The organism is Methylobacterium bullatum (assembly GCF_014845095.1).
Lineage (GTDB): Bacteria > Pseudomonadota > Alphaproteobacteria > Rhizobiales > Beijerinckiaceae > Methylobacterium > Methylobacterium bullatum.
The window spans coordinates 15078-30745 of the sequence record NZ_NKUG01000033.1; the positions used below are offsets into that span (position 1 = coordinate 15078).

A 15668-nucleotide genomic window follows, 5' to 3' on the forward strand; every position below is an offset into this window, starting at 1 on the left:
AGGGAGACACCACCATGGCCTGGACCCGCGAACAGATGGCGGCGCGCGCCGCCAAGGAGCTGCGCGACGGCTACTACGTGAACCTCGGCATCGGCATTCCGACCCTGGTCTCGAACTACATTCCCGAGGGCATGTCGGTGCAGCTGCAATCCGAGAACGGCATGCTCGGCATGGGGCCTTTCCCTTACGAGGGTGAGGAAGACCCCGACCTCATCAATGCCGGCAAGCAGACGATCACCGAATTGGCGACCACGAGCTATTTCTCGTCCTCCGATTCCTTCGGCATGGTCCGGGGCGGGCACATCAACCTGTCGATCCTCGGTGCCATGCAGGTGGCGGAGAACGGCGACCTCGCCAACTGGATGATCCCAGGCAAGATGGTGAAGGGCATGGGCGGCGCCATGGATCTCGTGGCCGGCGTGAAGAAGGTGGTGGTGGTGATGGAGCACACCGCCAAGGGGAAGGACGGGTCGGAAAGCCCGAAGCTCCTCACCGCCTGCGACCTGCCGCTGACCGGCACCGCCGTCGTCGACATGGTGATCACCGATCTCGGCGTCTTCACCATCGACAAGAAGGGCGATGGCGGCATGGTCCTGGTCGAGCTCGCCGATGGCGTCACCGAGGAGGAGATCCGCTCCAAGACCCAGGGCGCCTACACCGTGGCGCTGAACTGAGTGCTCTCCAAAACTCCCGCCGCGCCGCCGCACCTCGAACGATAGCCGGTGGTGGCCGGGTCTTGTCCGAGGCGCCCCGAGTCGCCGCGGCCCGAAAATGAAAAGGCTCCCGATGCAACCGCATGGGGAGCCTTTTGCCTGGCAGGACCGATCTTTCCGCGTGGGCCCCTCAGCAGGTTGAGCAAAGGTGGTCACCGGTTTTGCGTGCCGAAACCTGCGACACTCCAAAGGCCTGAGCGAGGTCAAGCATTGGCTTGCCAATGCGAACCTGCTCAGGTCCTCGCGGCCGGCGGTTCCTGAAATCGGACTGGGAACGGGAAGGCCGCCCGCAGAGGCTTCGTGTCGAGGGGGGAGGGCGGCAGCACGCAGGCGCGGTGGTCGAGCCAGGCAAGGTCGCTGAACGTCCGGGGAAGTTCGAGGGCTTCGTCGGAGAGCCCCACCGATTGCTTGTAGTCCCGCATCTTGAAAGAATCCTTCGCCTCCTTCTTGCCCTCCGACAGCCGCGCCGATTGAGCGGGGACACCATAGGCATGCGCCACGATGAGGCCGTGCAGCGAGGTGGTGACGATCTCGTCGCAGGAGAGGATCTCGCGGATCACCCGCTCGATGTCCTCGAACGACACCGAGAGGAGCGAGATGACCTTGACGTGGTCGGCGCCCACCGCCTCGACGGCCTCGCGGATCCGCGCTTCCTGCAGGACGTGCGCGATGATGCCGACCTTGTGGGTCTTCTCCACCGCAGGAGCGTAGAGCTCGGGCAGCAGGATGGCGGCATCGCCGTAGATTTCGGGGCATTGACCACCGGCGGCCAGAACGGCGTCGCGCGAGAGCGGCCCGCGAACCGCCGAATAGATCGCGGTCGGGCAGATGTCGTCGGTGCTGCGGGGCATGCCGGTCCCCCACAGATACATGCCGGGCCGGGCGAACTTGGCGATACTGCCGATGCAGAGCCCGTCTGCATGCTTCGAATTGTACCAGCGGGGCATGACGCCGAAGGCATGCCAGAGCACGTAGGGTGTCAGGATATCGCCGAAATTCCCCGGGAACGGACTGCGCATCCACCAGATCTTCGGACGAAACCGCTCGTCGAGCCCGGCCTCCGCCGCGATGTCGTCGAGGGTGAGCAGGGAGCGATACGCCGCGACCAGGGCTCCCCATTTTTCGACGGACTGGCCCAGCAACTCGGCTTCCAGTTGGAGGAAGGCGTCCCGCTCTCCATTCCGGAGGAAGGTCAGGAACGTCTTCTCGGCAATAGTCTCTTCATCATTCGCCAATGTTCGCCTCTCCCTACAGAGCCGGCTCGGGATCCGGAGCCGCTTCTCGGAAAAATGCCACGCGGCGACAAAGACTTAAAACGCCTCGTCATCCAGCGATCGCCGGAGGCTTATCTCAGGGCGCAAAGCCCCTGTCGAGGCGTTTCGGTGTGCTCTCCTCGCATGCAGCCTCGTGTCGTGTGACGGATGCGGCATCGTCCGACGCGTAGGCCGCCATCCGTGACGGGCGCTCTACCCGGCAAGCCCCATGAAGGCCCGCATCGGCGCGGCGTCGGCGCGGAGATCGGCGGCCTGCCCCTCGTAGACGACGTGGCCATTGTTGAAACCGTAGACCCGCTGGGCGAAGCTCAGCACCGCCGCCACGTTCTGCTCCACCACGACGATCGTCCGGCCCTCCTGCGCGAGGCGTCGGGTCAAGGCGATCAGGTCCTGGACGATGAGGGGGGCCAGGCCCTCGAACGGCTCGTCGAGGAGGATGATCCGGGGATCGCGGATGAGCGCCCGGGCGATCGAGAGCATCTGCTGCTCGCCACCCGACAGGGTGCGCCCCCGCGACGTGCGGCGCTCCTTCAATCGCGGAAAAACCTCCCAGATCCGGTCGAGGGACCATGGCTTCTGTGCGGTCAGGCGGGCGACGCGCAGGTTCTCCTCCACCGTGAGAGTGCCGAAGACGGCGCGCTCCTCCGGGACGAGCTGCATCCCGACACGCGCGATCTTCTCGGGCCGCAGGCCGTGGATCGGCTTGCCGTCGAGGCGGATCGTCCCGCTGCGCGGAGACAGGGCGCCCATCAGAGTCCGGAGCGTCGTCGTCTTGCCCGCGCCGTTGCGGCCGAGCAGCGCCACGACTTCGTTTTCCTCGACCCGGAGCGACACGTCGAATAGGACGTGCGAATCCCCGTAGAGCGTGTTGATGCTCTCGACCTCAAGCAGGCTCATTCATGGCTCCCCGGATGCGGGTGGACTCGCCGGTCCCGTCCTCCTCCGGCCCCGTGCCGAGATAGGCTTTCCGCACGGCGGGATCGCGGCGCACGTCCTCGGCCGGTCCATCCGCGAGGAGGTGCCCGTCGCTGAGGACGGTGACCTGCTCGGCGAGGTCGAAGACGGCATCGAGATCGTGTTCGACGATGAGGATCGTGCAGGACCGTCCGATCCGCCGGATCAGTGCGCAGGTCGCGACCCGTTCGGAGGGACTCATCCCGGCGAGCGGTTCGTCGAGGAGGAGGACGTTGGGGCTCGTCGCCAGCGCCATCCCGATTTCGAGGCGGCGCTTCTCGCCGTAGGCCAGGATGCTCGCGCGGGTTTCCGCCCGCGGGCCGAGATCGAGGATGGCCAGCATGGTCTCCACCTGATCCTCCACCTCCGCCCGACCGACCGAGGGGGCGAGGAGATCGAGGCGGAACCTGCCCCGCGCCCGGGCGAGGGCGGCCACCCGCAGGTTCTCCCGCACCGTGAGGTTGAGGAAGAGCTGGTTGAGCTGGTTGCTCTTGGCGACGCCGAGCTGAGCGGCACGGGCCCCCCCCGCCCCCGTGAGCCGCTCACCGAACAGCAGGACCGAGCCGGCGCTCGGGCTCACCTCGTCGGAGAGCATCTTGAACAGGGTGCTCTTGCCGGCTCCGTTCGGGCCGATCACCGCATGGATCGATCCTCGCCGGACCCGGAAGCTGACCCCGTCCACGGCCTTCAGGCCTCCGTAATGGCGGGCGAGATCCTGAGCCTCCAGGGCGATCTCCGCGTGCGACGCGCGGCCGTCGATGGCCGGCCGGGGCATGGGGAGCGCGACCTCGGCCGGGACTTCGGGAGTGACCGCGCCGGTCGCCGCCTCGATGACCTCGGTGCGGGCCTCGGCGGCGCGCAGGAGCGCCGCGTCGCGGCGTCGCTCCCAGCGGTGCAGGATCTCGCCGCAGATGCCGCGGCGCAGGCCCATCACGAGACCGATGAAGGCGATCCCGAGAATGAGCTTCCAGAGAGGGCCCAGGCCGGGGACGAGTTGAAGGTTGTCCCGCAGCCAGAGCCAGAGCGCCGCCCCCACCAGGGGGCCGACGAGGGTGCCGACCCCGCCGACGATCGTCTGCACCACGAGCTGGCCGGACGTCTCGAGCGCGAAGGCGTCCGGCGGCATGTAGCTCTGGAAGGAGCCGAGCATCGCTCCGGCCAGGCCCGCATAGAGCGCCGCGATGGTGAAGGCCGCGAGCTTGTAGGCGGGAACGTCGTGGCCGAGCATGGCCACGCGGGGCGTGTTCTCCTTGATGGCCTTCAGGATCAGGCCCACCGGCGACCGCACGATGCGCCGGGCCAGCACGAAGCCGAAGAAGAAGGTCGCGGCCAGGAGCGCATACATCGGCAGGCCAGCCGTGATCCGGAAGGCGCCATCACCGAAACCGATCACCGGTACGGGCACCCCGGCGATACCGTTCTCGCCGCCCGTGTAGTCCGACAGCGACGAGTTCTGGATGAAATAGGCCATCTGGCCGAAGGCCAGGGTGATCATGGCGAAGTAGATGCCGATCCGCCGCACGGCGAGCCAGCCGACGGCGATGCCGAACAGGCCGGCGGCCAGCGTGCCGATGAGGAAGGCGAGCCAGACGCTCTGAATCGTCCCCGAGACCAGCAGGTAGGCGGCGACGAAGCCGCCGGCACCGTAGAAGGCCGCCTGCCCGAAGGAGAGCAGGCCGGCGAGCCCGAAGAGGATGTCGAAGCCGAGGCCGAACAAGGCCCAGTTCAGCGCCCGCGACAGCAGGTCGTGGGAGAAGCCGAGCGGAGGCAGGAGGATGGGGGCGGCGAGGAGAACGAAGAAGAGGGCGAGCTCGGGCAACAGCGCCCGGAGGGGGCCGCGTGTCATCAGACGCGTCCCTCCGTGCCGAACAGGCCCTGCGGCCGCGCCACGAGGACGAGGGCCATCAGGCCGTAGAGCATGACTTCCGAGTAGGCGGAATCGAAGGCGCTGGTGAGGCTGATGATCTCGCCCGCGATGAGGCCGCCGACGATGGCGCCGGGAAAGGATCCGAGGCCGCCGAGCACGATGACCACGAAGGACTGCACCATGAAGCTCGCGCCCATGTCGGGCGTCACCGCCACCACGGGGGCGTAGAGCATGCCGGCGAGCCCGACGGCGACGATGCCCACCGCGAAGACGAGCAGGAAGGTCCGCCGCACGTCGATGCCGAGGATGCCGACCATGCCGGCATTCTCGATGCCGGCCCGCACCACGAGGCCGACCGAGGTCCGGTAGAGCACGAGGTAGAGGCCCACGAGGAGCGCCGCGACGATGCCGATGAGCTGCAGGCGATAGGTCGGGTAGACCATGAACCCGAGCTTCGTCGCGCCGGTGCCCCAGGACGGCACCGGAACCCGCTGGCTGTTGCCGCCGAACCCGGCCCGCAATCCCTCGACCAGGACGATGCCGATCCCGTAGGTGACGAGGATCTGGTCCTCGTCCGGCCGGGCATAGAAGTGGCGGATGACGAGCCGCTCCATCGTGAAGCCGATGATGAGCATGATGGCGCAGCCGCCGAGCATGGCGAGCACGAAGGAGTGCGTGGCCTGCATCATCACGAAGGCCGTGTAGGCGCCGACAGCGAACAGCGCGCCATGGGCGAAGTTCAGGACGCCGAGCGTCCCGAGGATGATGGTGAGCCCGCTGGAGACGAGAGCCAGGAGGCTGCCGAGGGCGAGGCCGTTGAAGGCCTGCGAGAGGAGGACGGCGGTGCTCGGCATGACGGCGCGCCTCAGCTGTAGGGGCCGAGCTTGCACCCGAAGAGATCGGGCGGGTTCATCACGGTCTCGCCGTCCACGAGGTCCACGACCTCGTAGAAATCCTCCGGCCCCTTCATGGCCGAGGGCGCCTTGCCGCGCAGGATCGGGATCGGGCGGACCATCTGGTGGTCCTCGGCGCGGAAATAGACGCGGCCGATCGTGGTCTCGTAGGGCTGCGCCTTCGAGCCTTCCATCACCTTGATGATGTCGACGGGGTTGAAACCGCCCGCCCTCTCCACCGAGAGCGCCCAGAGATAGGTCTGCATGTAGGCGATGTGGGCGCCCCAGCGCGGGCGATAGGCGTTCCGGGCGAGGAAGGCCTCCACGAACGTCTTGGCGAGGGGGAAGCGATCCTGCAGCGTCCACCAGAAGTCGCAGGAGCCGTAGACGCCCTGCATCAGTTCCGGGCCGACCTCCTTGTCCTGGAACGAGGACAGGTTCGGCACCACGAGCTTCATGCTCGACAGGACGCCGAACTGCTCGGCCTGCTTGGTGGAGGCCACGGCATCCGAGCCGAAGCAGATGTTGACGAAGACGTCGGCGCCGCTGTTGGCGATGTTGAGGAGCGCCGAGCTGTAATCGGCCGTCCCCAGGGGGACCGTCTCCTTCAGGACCTGCGTCCAGCCCTGCTCCTTCGAGAACTTGGAGAAGGACTCGTAGACCGTCTGGCCGTAGGTGTAGTCGGGGACGAGGAAGGCGGCCTTGAGCTTCGTGCCGAGCGCCTTGGCGACGACGGGAGCGAGGGCCTTGGCGGCCATGTAGGCGTTCTGCTGCGAGCGGAAGCCGTAGCGCTGGCAGTTCTTGCCGGTGACGTCGTTCGAGCCGGCGATGCCGACCATGTAGAGGACCTTGTCGCGGCTCGCGAGCTCCTCGAGGGCGATGGCCTCCGCACTGCTGACGGAGCCCTGGAACATGATGGCCTTGTCGCGCTGGATGAACTGCGTCGCGGCCTGGACCGCCACGTTGGGCTTGCCCTCCGTATCGGCGATCTTGTGGCGGATCTGGCGGCCGAGGACGCCCTTGCCCTTGAGCCCCCAGGCGGCGGGGATCTCGCCGCCCGCGTTGATCTGCGCGATGGCGAGTTCATAGCCGAGCTTCAGGTCGCTTCCATCGCCGGAAAAGACCCCGGTGAGCGGCATGTTGAGGCCGATGAAGACCGAATCCGCGCCGACGCCGCCCGGGAACGTTCCGATCTGTGCCGGACTCTGGGCGAAGGCTGCGCGAAGATCCGGCAGCATCAGTCCGGCGGCACCTCCGAGGATGAGCTTGCGACGGTCGATGGTCATGGCACATCTCCATTCTGGGTCGTTGACGCGAAGGAACGGGGGCGAAGGATCGGACGCAAGGAAGAGGAGCGGACTTCCGCGGGGTCGGTCGCTCACGCGCCGTTCGCTGGCGGGGCCGGGGGCTCGGATGCGGCAGCAAGCTCCGGGCCGTCGCGGAACCGGGCGGGAACGAGCCGCTGGCGGTTCACCCCGAGGTCGAACACATCGAAGCGGTTGTAATAGCCGACCACGTCGTGGAACTGCTTGGGCTCGATGCAGGCATCGAGGTCGATCTCCGCATAGAGGATCCCCTCGTCCTGCAGCGCCTCGCCGATCTGCGCCCCCGTGGGATCGACGAAGAAGGAGGCGGCGCGCGGCGTTGCGTCGAGCACGTCGGCGGCGCCGGGATCGCGGGCGGCGAGGAAATCGTAGGCCTTGCCGTCCAGCATGCCCGCCGTCACGAGGCCGAAGACCTTGGCCTCGAAGCAATGGGCGCTGGCCCGCAGGCGGTTGGCCGCCAGGTTGTCGTAATTGCCGCCCCCCTTCGGCCGCCGCGTCGGCCAGACCGGGGGCCAGGACGAGATGTGGAACTGCTCGCCCTGCGCCATCAGGGCATAGCGCGCCAGCGGGTTGGTGTTCTCGCCGCAGATGAGCTGGCCGATGCGCCCGATCCCGGTCTCCACCACCTTCAGCCCGGCGCCGTCGCCCGGGGCCCAGATGAGCTTCTCGTAATAGGTCGGCATCAGCTTGCGATGATGGTTCAGGATCGTGCCATCCGCGCCGATGATGAGATTGGCGTTCCATAGGCAGCCGACGCTCACGGGCGAGCGCTCGCTGAGCCCCAAGGACACGACGATGCCCGCCTTCTGCGCCGCCTGGCGGATGCGCCCGATCTCCGGCCCGTCGACCAGGACGGATTGCTCGACCATGAGGGCGAAGAGATCGTGGTTGTCGATGGGAGCCGAGAGCGCCGCCCAGACCGGAAAGGCCGGGATGAAGGTCTCCGGAAAGGCGACGAGGCCCGCCCCCGCCCGCGCCGCCTCGTGGATCAGCGAGACCGCCTTGTCGGTGGTGGCGGCGGCGTCGAGGAAGACGGGGGCGGCGTGGATCGCCGCGGCCTTGAAGCGTGGAAGCATGGACTTGACCCTTTCGTGAACCAGCCTAGCCGGCGCCCGGCGGGCGCGAAGTGGGCAAATCTGCAAGGCGCCTTGCGGAAGGGACCCGGCGCGGCCGGCGACCGAATGGCCGGGCGTGGCGCGAGTCTTGCCAACCGATCCCCATGGCTGCGCTCGATCTGCTCGACTGGGACGACCTGAAGGTCTTCCTCAACGCCGCCAGGGGCGGCAGCCTCGCCGGGGCGGCGAAGCGCCTGAAGGTCGATCAATCGACGGTGAGCCGCCGCCTCGCCCATCTGGAGAGTGCGCTCGGCATCGCGCTCTTCGAGCGCGTGCCGTCAGGGCTTCGGCTGAGCGAGCCGGGCCAGCGCCTCCTCGGGCATGCCGAGCGGGTCGAGAGCGCGGTCATCGCCATGGGCGAGGAGGTTTCTCCCTCGGCGGCGCAGGCCAGCGGGCGGGTGCGGCTCGCGACGATGGAGGGCATCGCCTCGCTCTACCTCGCGGAACGCTTCGTGCGCCTGCGTGAGACCCACCCGGATCTCGCGATCGAACTCGTCACCTCGTCCCAGACCGTCTACGTCAACCGGCGCGAGGCCGACCTCTTCCTGAGCTTCTTCAAACCGCCGGGCCAGGGGCTGGTCTCCGAACAGGTGGGACGCTTCCGGCTCGGCCTCTACGGCGCCCCCACCTACCTCGCCCGGGCCGGCATGCCGCAGAGCATCGACGAACTGCGCCATCACGCCTTCGTCTCCTACATCAGCGATCTGATCCAGGTGGATTGCGTCCGCTGGCTCGACGACGTCGTGCTCGACCGTCACATCGTGTTCCATTCCAACAGCATGATCGCCCAGAAGAACGCCGCCGCCGGCGGTCTCGGCCTCGTGCTTCTGCCGAGCTTCGCCGTGAAGGGGCGCGACGACCTCGTCCCCGTGCTCCATGAAACCGCCTCGACCAGCCGCGATCTCTGGCTCAACGTGCATACGGACCTGCGCTTCTCCCCCCGCATCCAGGCGGTGACGGGGTTCCTGAAGCGGCTGTTCCGCGCCGACCCCTCACTGCAGGTCGGGATGCCGTCGCCGTCCCTTCCCTGCCTCCGCACCCTCGCCCCGGAGGGGTTGCACCACGCGGGATGAGCGCGCCCGCTGGACCGGCGGAGGCGACACGCCAAAGCGAACCCATCACCGGTCGTTGTCTCGAAAATTACAACTTATCGTTCTTGCCGTAGGGAAACGTCTCACGTCGCGCGGGCGCCGGCGCGGTCCAGAAATAAAATTTCGCCGGCCTCCCTCATATGAGTGATGACAAACCGAAATCATCCCTCGAACAGACACTGAGCCGCGATCTTCGATCTGTTGAAAATCGAGAATTTCCCACGTCGGTCAATCAGTTATCATAGGGATGTAAAAATATCGGCTCGCCCCGTAATCTGTACTGGCAACCGGCGGAGCGGGCGAGAATTATGGAGATGCACGTTTCGTTGTGGAAACAAACGTTATAAGGCATGTGTGAATGAGATCGCGGCGCCCGAAGTTTCCGGCGAGCCGCCACGATGCCTACTTGAGTAGTTGGACGAGGGAATGCGGACCTTGGAGATTTCATATCGCCTTGCATGCCTGTCCGCTCGCGAGGCAAATCAGGCCGGCCTCGTCCCGGTAGCGCCAAAGACGTAGCAAGCGTCGGACACGATAATACTGAACAAATCCGTATTGGGGAGCACATCGTGTCGATCAACAGCCGTTTCTTCGGCGTTTTGGATCGCATGGGCTGTGGCGCGCTGCTTCTGGATTCCGACGGGGATGTGGTGGAATCCAATCAGGCGGCCATCCGGGCCATCCAGGAATTCAACGACGAGGAGACACCCAAGTCCGTGGACCTGAGGGCCGGCTTCAAGAACGTGCTCGAAGCGGGGGGAACACGATTCCGGCACAGGTCCGAGTCGTGGATCATGGTGCCGCGCCACGGAAAGCGCTCCCTGGCCATTCACGCCATGCCCGCCGGCGATGAAACGGACGCTTACGGCTATACGCTCGTGACGATTGTCGATCTGAACGAGAACCCGGACCCCAGCAACGAAGTCATGCAGAAGATGTTCGGCCTTACGCAGACCGAGTCCAGCATCGCCAAGCAGATCTGCTTTGGAAAGACACTCGCGGAAATCGCATCCGACAAGCGCATCACGTTGTGGACCGTGCGGACACATCTGGCGTCGATCTTCTCGAAGACGCAGACGCGGCGCCAATCCGATCTGATGTCGCTTCTGCATCGGATCACCGCGATCGCGTGAAGCGGCCTCAAGCCTGCGGCCACAACCGACCTGAAGTGGCGGTGACGGTGAGCGTCGCGTGGCACTTCGAACGCCCGGTGATCGCATGGCAATCCGCCCCGGCGCCTGAAGGCGGCGGAAACGCCCCGACGGGAACCGATTGAGGCGGCGGCCCACTCCACCTAAAAGCGGGGCTCGTCGCACCGTCGCGCCCATCGCAAGTGGAAAGCTCATGAGCAGTCTGAAATTCGGGACCAGTGGCCTGCGCGGATTGGTGACAGACCTCGTGGGATGGCCGAGCTACGCCTATGCCAGCGCGTTCTTCCGTTCGATCGCCGCGACGGCCGGCGGCAGTCGCGACGTCGTGATCGGGCGGGACTTGCGCGACAGCAGCGAGGGGATCGCGGCGACGGTGGCCGCCGCCGCGGCGGGGGCCGGCTTTACCGTGTTCGATTGCGGGGCCTTGCCGACACCGGCCCTCGCGCTCGAAGGCTTCCGGCGCGGGGCCTGCGCCGTCATGGTCACCGGCAGCCACATTCCCTCGGATCGCAACGGCCTGAAATTCTATCGGCCCGACGGCGAGATCACCAAGACCGACGAGGTCGCGATCCTCGCCGCCCTGGGCGACATCTCTCGGGTCGGCGACATGCCGCCGACCGACGCCGCCACCCGGGAGCCGGGGGCGGTCGACCGCTACCGTCAGCGCTACACCGAAGCCTTCCCCTCCACCGTCCTGGCCGGCCAGAGGATCGCGGTCTATCAGCAGAGTTCCGTGGCGCGCGATCTCCTCGCCGACGTGCTGGCCGCCCTCGGGGCCGACATCGTCGCCATCGGCCGCTCCGACAGTTTCGTGCCGATCGACACCGAAGCCCACCGCCCGGAGGATATCGCGTTCATCCGCGACGCGATGGCATCGGGCGGCTTCGACGCGCTGGTGACGACCGATGGCGACGCGGACCGGCCGCTGCTCGCGGACGCCGCCGGTCGGATCGTCCGGGGCGATGTCCTCGGGCTGATCACCGCTCGCTATCTCGGCGTCGACACGGTGGTCGTCCCCGTCACGGCGGGCTCGGCCATCGAGCATGCGGGCGGCTTCCGACGCGTGCTGCGCACCAAGGTCGGCTCGCCGTTCGTCATCGCCGGGATGGGCCAGGCGCAGGGCGACGGAGCCGCGAGCGTCGTCGGTTTCGAGGCCAATGGCGGTTTCCTCCTCGGTTCGGACATTGCCGTCGGCGACAGGATCCTCGCGGCCCTGCCCACGCGCGACGCGATCCTTCCGATCGTGGCGACCCTGGCGGCGGCACGGGACGCCGGAATGACGCTCGCGGAACTCGTCGTTTCCCTGAAGGTCGGCGAGACCGCCAGCGACCGCCTGCCCGAAACCCCGGCGGAGCGGAGCGGCGCCTTGCTGCGCCAGCTCGGCCGGGAGGCGTTCCGCGCGGATTTCTTCCGCCCGCTCGGCACGCCGCAATCCGTGGACGAACAGGACGGTGTCAGGGTCGAACTCGACGGGGGACGCACGATCCACTTCCGTGCGTCCGGCAATGCGCCCGAGCTGCGTTGCTACGCGGAGGCGGGGACGGCCGCCGACGCGGAGGAGATGGTCCGCTGGGGACTGGCAGCAGCGGCGGCGGCCATGAAAGACGCAGCCGGGCAGGTCTAGAGCTGTGCCCGACCACGTTGGGTCGGGACACATCTCTAAGTCTTTGTTGTGCCGCGCTCTTTTTCGCCGAACCGGCATCCACTTCGGCGAAGAGCGCTCTAGCCCCGGCTCGGTGAGCCAGGACCCTCGATCGACACGGCCCGTTGGACCGCTCGGTTCCGAAGGGAAATCCGCCCGCGGCCCGGTCTCGTCGGATCGGGCCCCGAACTCTCGCGTGTCGGCACGCCCGGAAACGGCCGCCGGCGGCAAATTCGGTGCGCGGGCGTTCGAATCCGGCGATGCTCTCAACCACCCCGTGTCGTCGGCGGTTGTCTCAGCCGCCCGGTCCGGGCACGATGGAGGCCTGCCGGACCTGTGCGGGTCCGCATTGGCCTTTGGAGCGTCGCAGGTTTTCGGCCGCAAAACCAGCGACCACTTTTGCGAAACCCGCGTAGCGCCATGAGCGCGCGCCGCGCGTCGTAGGAGATGCAACCCTGCCCGTCGTCCCATCCATTTCGGCACGTCCGCTATCCCCCGGCGCGCCCCTCGTCTTCGCCGCCCCGCTTCACTTCACCCATCGACTCGCCGGCATCGCCCGGACGCACCGACCTCGCTCGGCGGCATTCCGGCGGCGTATCCTGACGGTCGGACTACCCGCGCTATGGTTCTTCGCCCTGCTCGGCTTCGTCTCGACCTGGGCGACGGAGGGAGGGCGTAAAGGCAAGACCATATCCGGGTTTCTGCAGGACCTCCCCGACCTGTCGCTCTGGCCGCTGGCCGCGCTCCTCGCGGTCGTGACACTCGCCTGCCTCACCCTTCACGCGGCCTACCCGTGGCTGCTGCAGCAGCGGCTCGTCGCCGCGATCGGCCCCCCCGGCGAAGACACGCCCGTGCCGATGACCTACCGCTTCGACGATGCCGGGATCACGCAGACGAGTGCGGATCTGGAGGCCTTCCTGCCCTGGCATCTCATCAAGGGGCTGGACGAGGACCGTCTCCACCTCTTCGTCCTGACGGATGTCGAGGGCGAACCCATCGTCCTCGCCAAGGCCGATCTCACGACGGCGCAGGCCGACGGCGTTCGGGCCTGGACCGCCGCCGGGCGGCCCTTGTCGCCCCACCCGCCCGACGACACCGATCCCTTCGCCGACGAAGCCGGGGATGCGGTGCGCATCGCCTTCACGCTCACGGCGGAGGATCGGGCGGCGCTCGTGACCAGGACCCTCGACCGGCCGGCGATGCGGCGAGCACGGATGCGCGGGGCAGTGCTGCTCTTCGTCGGTCTGAGCCTGCTCGTTCCCGGCATCGTCGCCTTCGTCTGGGCGGTGGACCCCTACCGCGTCCCGTTCTCCATCGCGTTCCCGCTCTTCCTCGAGATGGCGGGAACCGATTTCCTGAAGCCGGCCATAGGGGCCGCGGCGGTGGTCCTGCTCGTCCTCGCGCTCGGTCCCTGGAACCGTCGCTGGGCGGCGCGCGAGCTCGGACGGGATCTCGCGCGGGAGGCACGGCCCGGCACGTCCTATGCCCATGCCGACGCCCGGGGCCTCTCGGTCGCCCAAGGAGGAGCCTGGGCACGCCTCGGCTGGACGAACTTCCGGGGCTGCGAGCGGCTGGGCGAGCTCATCGTCCTGCCGATGCGCTGGGGCAGTGTATTGCCACTCCCGACACGCGCCTTCGATCCGGACGCACTCGCCCGTTTCGAGGCGCTCGCGGCGCGCCATCTGCCTTCGGACGGCGGACCGTCATGAGCCGTGCTCCGAAACGCCGCTCCGGCTGGCTCGCCCTCGCATGCGTGTTCCCGGCACTGACCGTCGCGGGAGCGGCCTGGGGCGGGGAGACCGCGAGGACACGGGCGGTCCGTCTGGATCAGGGCTTCGTCATCGATCTCCCGGAGGGATGGACCCTGGAAGATCCCGCCGAGGCGACCGGTGACGCCACGGGCCGGATGACCGTGCGTCTCGTCTGCGGCACGCTCCCCTGCAAGCGCACCCTGGAGGTCTGCACCCTGTTCCTGAGACGCGATCCCGTCGACGGCGACGGCGACGACACGGCCCGTCTCGACGGGCTCTACGCCTCGCCCACGTCGCGCTACACCCGCATCCGCAGCGCCCTGAAAAGCACGAGCAGGGACGCGACGTTGCGCGGCGAGTTCGGCAAGGTGCGGTTCGGGACACGCCTCTGGTACGCCGTGGAGACACAGGCCGCGAACCGCTTCAAGTCCGGGCTGTTCGCCGCGACGGTGATCGACGGTCGCTATCTCGGGGCGATCTGCAAGACCTGCGAGACGGGCGAGATCCGTCACGAAGCCGCCCGCGCGCTGCTCGGGAGTGCGAGACGTTCGGAATAGGCCCGGCCGACGGGAAGCATCGGCTCCCGGCCCGTTCCGGTAAGATACGAGGTCCGCCTCAGGGCCGCGAGGACCGGGGCCTGGAACGGGGCGACGATCCCGTCAGACCCGGACGAGATGATCGGTGACGGTCACCGGCTCGGGCAGGACCTTGCGCGTGACCAGCCACTCGGCCGCCTTCTGGAACTCCGACAGGAAGGCCTGATCGTCCGTCGCGTAGAGCTTGTATTGCTTGCGCAGGCCGATGAAGTGGTCGCGCACCCGGTCACTGTAGCCCGCCTTGGCCTGCGTGAGCCGCTCGGCCTCTTCCGTGTTCGCGGACGCCCAATCGGCGTCGTTCTTCAGCGCCGCATGGAAGGCGCGGACGAGATCGGGGTTCTTCGCGACGAAATCCCGGCGCGTCAGGTAGGAGGTGAAATCGATCTGGAAGGGCAGGTCGCGCTCTTCGAGGAAGATGTCGTGGGCGTTGTAGTCGAAGCGGGCGATGTCCACGCCGGGGCTCCACATCGACCACGCATCGACCTTGCCGGAGGCCAGCGCCGGGGCGGCATCGGGCGGGTTGAGATAGACGAACTTGACCTTGGACCGGTCGATGCCGTGCTTTTCCAGCGCCGCCACCACCAGGAACTCGCCGAGCCCCGACCGGTTCACCGCCACAGACTTGCCGACGAGATCCTCGACCTTGTCGATGCCGGACCCGTCCTTGGCGATGATGGCCGTGGTGCGCGGGCTGTAGATGAGGAACTGGGTGAAGACCAGCGGCGAGCCGGCGGAGATGGCGGCGAGCGCCGGGGTCGTGCTGCCGCCGAAGCTGAAATCGGCGGTGCCGCCGGTGACCGCCTGGAGGGTCGGCGCGTGGTTGGGGAACGGGCCGACCCATTCCACCTTGATCCCGTCTTTGGCGAGGGTCTTCACCAGTTCGCCGCGCTCCTTGGCGATGAAGGTGAGGCCGGTATAGCCCCAGGTCAGGCGCAGCGTGTCGGTGGTGCGGCCGGTGGCGGCGCCGGCCGAGTGGCCCGCGAGACCACCCGCGAGGGCACCGGCACCGAGCAGGGACGTCTCGAGGAAACGGCGGCGGGAGGGGCCGGAGGACGGGGAGCGGAATGAGGTCGTCATGGGAGTCTCTGGCCGATCGACTAGGAGGGGAAGTTCGGAGGGCCTCACACAACTCCCTGTCGCAGTCGGTTCTGGCTCAGGACGCGACGGCGCGGCGGGAGTTTCGTGAGGGCCTGTTTGATTTGTTTTTCCAAGGCTTTACCTCATCCTGAGGTGCCGCGTAGCGGCCTCGAAGGAGGCGTCCAGGGATCGCTCTGGTGTCTGGAGGGCTCCTTCGAG

Annotated in this window: 13 protein-coding genes; 6 read left to right on the forward strand and 7 right to left on the reverse strand. The window is 67.6% G+C overall.

Features of this window, described 5'->3' with window-relative positions; translation table 11 throughout:
* Positions 1-14 precede the first annotated feature (14 nt).
* Complete coding sequence (locus MBTS_RS04310; protein WP_147831513.1) at positions 15-674, forward strand: 3-oxoacid CoA-transferase subunit B; 660 nt, start codon at positions 15-17, stop codon at positions 672-674.
* Between the two features lie 272 nt (positions 675-946).
* On the opposite strand, the gene MBTS_RS04315 is transcribed toward MBTS_RS04310, so the two are convergent.
* The 6 genes from MBTS_RS04315 to MBTS_RS04340 all read right to left on the reverse strand — a co-directional run bounded on the left by MBTS_RS04315 (position 947) and on the right by MBTS_RS04340 (position 8102).
* Entirely contained in the window at positions 947-1948 is a 1002-nt protein-coding gene (locus tag MBTS_RS04315; RefSeq protein WP_192215161.1) for a polysaccharide pyruvyl transferase family protein, read from the reverse strand.
* A 231-nt stretch (positions 1949-2179) separates the two neighbouring features.
* A complete protein-coding gene (locus MBTS_RS04320; RefSeq protein WP_018043208.1) occupies positions 2180-2884 on the reverse strand; it encodes an ABC transporter ATP-binding protein in 705 nt (234 codons plus the stop codon).
* Positions 2871-4787 carry a branched-chain amino acid ABC transporter ATP-binding protein/permease gene (locus MBTS_RS04325; protein ID WP_192215162.1) on the reverse strand — a complete coding sequence of 639 codons (1917 nt, stop codon included), beginning with the start codon at positions 4785-4787 and terminating at the stop codon, positions 2871-2873. The genes MBTS_RS04320 and MBTS_RS04325 overlap by 14 nt, the downstream gene beginning before the upstream one ends.
* Positions 4787-5662 (reverse strand): branched-chain amino acid ABC transporter permease, encoded by an 876-nt coding sequence (locus MBTS_RS04330; protein WP_018043210.1) that lies wholly within the window; start codon positions 5660-5662, stop codon positions 4787-4789. The genes MBTS_RS04325 and MBTS_RS04330 overlap by 1 nt, the downstream gene beginning before the upstream one ends.
* A gap of 11 nt (positions 5663-5673) precedes the next feature.
* Entirely contained in the window at positions 5674-6987 is a 1314-nt protein-coding gene (locus MBTS_RS04335) for a substrate-binding protein (protein WP_192215163.1), read from the reverse strand.
* A 92-nt stretch (positions 6988-7079) separates the two neighbouring features.
* Entirely contained in the window at positions 7080-8102 is a 1023-nt protein-coding gene (locus MBTS_RS04340; RefSeq protein ID WP_056163204.1) for a carbon-nitrogen hydrolase family protein, read from the reverse strand.
* Positions 8103-8245: 143 nt separating this feature from the next.
* Here MBTS_RS04340 and MBTS_RS04345 point away from each other — a divergent pair, with 143 nt between their 5' ends.
* The 5 genes from MBTS_RS04345 to MBTS_RS04365 all read left to right on the forward strand — a co-directional run bounded on the left by MBTS_RS04345 (position 8246) and on the right by MBTS_RS04365 (position 14333).
* Positions 8246-9214 (forward strand): LysR family transcriptional regulator, encoded by a 969-nt coding sequence (locus tag MBTS_RS04345; protein ID WP_147831523.1) that lies wholly within the window; start codon positions 8246-8248, stop codon positions 9212-9214.
* Positions 9215-9801: 587 nt separating this feature from the next.
* Complete coding sequence (locus MBTS_RS24095; RefSeq protein ID WP_187273396.1) at positions 9802-10365, forward strand: helix-turn-helix transcriptional regulator; 564 nt, start codon at positions 9802-9804, stop codon at positions 10363-10365.
* A gap of 211 nt (positions 10366-10576) precedes the next feature.
* A complete protein-coding gene (locus tag MBTS_RS04355; RefSeq protein WP_192215164.1) occupies positions 10577-12007 on the forward strand; it encodes a phosphomannomutase in 1431 nt (476 codons plus the stop codon).
* A gap of 773 nt (positions 12008-12780) precedes the next feature.
* The gene (locus tag MBTS_RS04360) at positions 12781-13734 is read left to right on the forward strand and encodes a YcxB family protein (protein ID WP_192215165.1); all 954 of its coding nucleotides are present in this window, start codon (positions 12781-12783) and stop codon (positions 13732-13734) included.
* Positions 13731-14333, forward strand: coding sequence for a hypothetical protein (locus MBTS_RS04365; protein WP_192215166.1), 603 nt, complete (start codon positions 13731-13733; stop codon positions 14331-14333). The genes MBTS_RS04360 and MBTS_RS04365 overlap by 4 nt, the downstream gene beginning before the upstream one ends.
* 102 nt (positions 14334-14435) lie before the next feature.
* Here MBTS_RS04365 and MBTS_RS04370 read toward each other — a convergent pair whose 3' ends face one another.
* A complete protein-coding gene (locus tag MBTS_RS04370) occupies positions 14436-15449 on the reverse strand; it encodes an NrtA/SsuA/CpmA family ABC transporter substrate-binding protein (RefSeq protein ID WP_192215167.1) in 1014 nt (337 codons plus the stop codon).
* Positions 15450-15668 lie beyond the last annotated feature (219 nt).

Excerpts from the sequence above, each read along its gene's own strand:
- MBTS_RS04335 (WP_192215163.1), bottom strand. The coding sequence starts at position 6,987 with ATGACCATCGACCGTCGCAAGCTCATCCTCGGAGGTGCCGCCGGACTG.
- MBTS_RS04370 (WP_192215167.1), bottom strand. The coding sequence starts at position 15,449 with ATGACGACCTCATTCCGCTCCCCGTCCTCCGGCCCCTCCCGCCGCCGT.
- MBTS_RS04365 (WP_192215166.1), top strand. The coding sequence starts at position 13,731 with ATGAGCCGTGCTCCGAAACGCCGCTCCGGCTGGCTCGCCCTCGCATGC.
- MBTS_RS04325 (WP_192215162.1), bottom strand. The coding sequence starts at position 4,787 with ATGACACGCGGCCCCCTCCGGGCGCTGTTGCCCGAGCTCGCCCTCTTC.
- MBTS_RS04310 (WP_147831513.1), top strand. The coding sequence starts at position 15 with ATGGCCTGGACCCGCGAACAGATGGCGGCGCGCGCCGCCAAGGAGCTG.
- MBTS_RS04355 (WP_192215164.1), top strand. The coding sequence starts at position 10,577 with ATGAGCAGTCTGAAATTCGGGACCAGTGGCCTGCGCGGATTGGTGACA.
- MBTS_RS04330 (WP_018043210.1), bottom strand. The coding sequence starts at position 5,662 with ATGCCGAGCACCGCCGTCCTCCTCTCGCAGGCCTTCAACGGCCTCGCC.
- MBTS_RS04320 (WP_018043208.1), bottom strand. The coding sequence starts at position 2,884 with ATGAGCCTGCTTGAGGTCGAGAGCATCAACACGCTCTACGGGGATTCG.
- MBTS_RS04345 (WP_147831523.1), top strand. The coding sequence starts at position 8,246 with ATGGCTGCGCTCGATCTGCTCGACTGGGACGACCTGAAGGTCTTCCTC.
- MBTS_RS04340 (WP_056163204.1), bottom strand. The coding sequence starts at position 8,102 with ATGCTTCCACGCTTCAAGGCCGCGGCGATCCACGCCGCCCCCGTCTTC.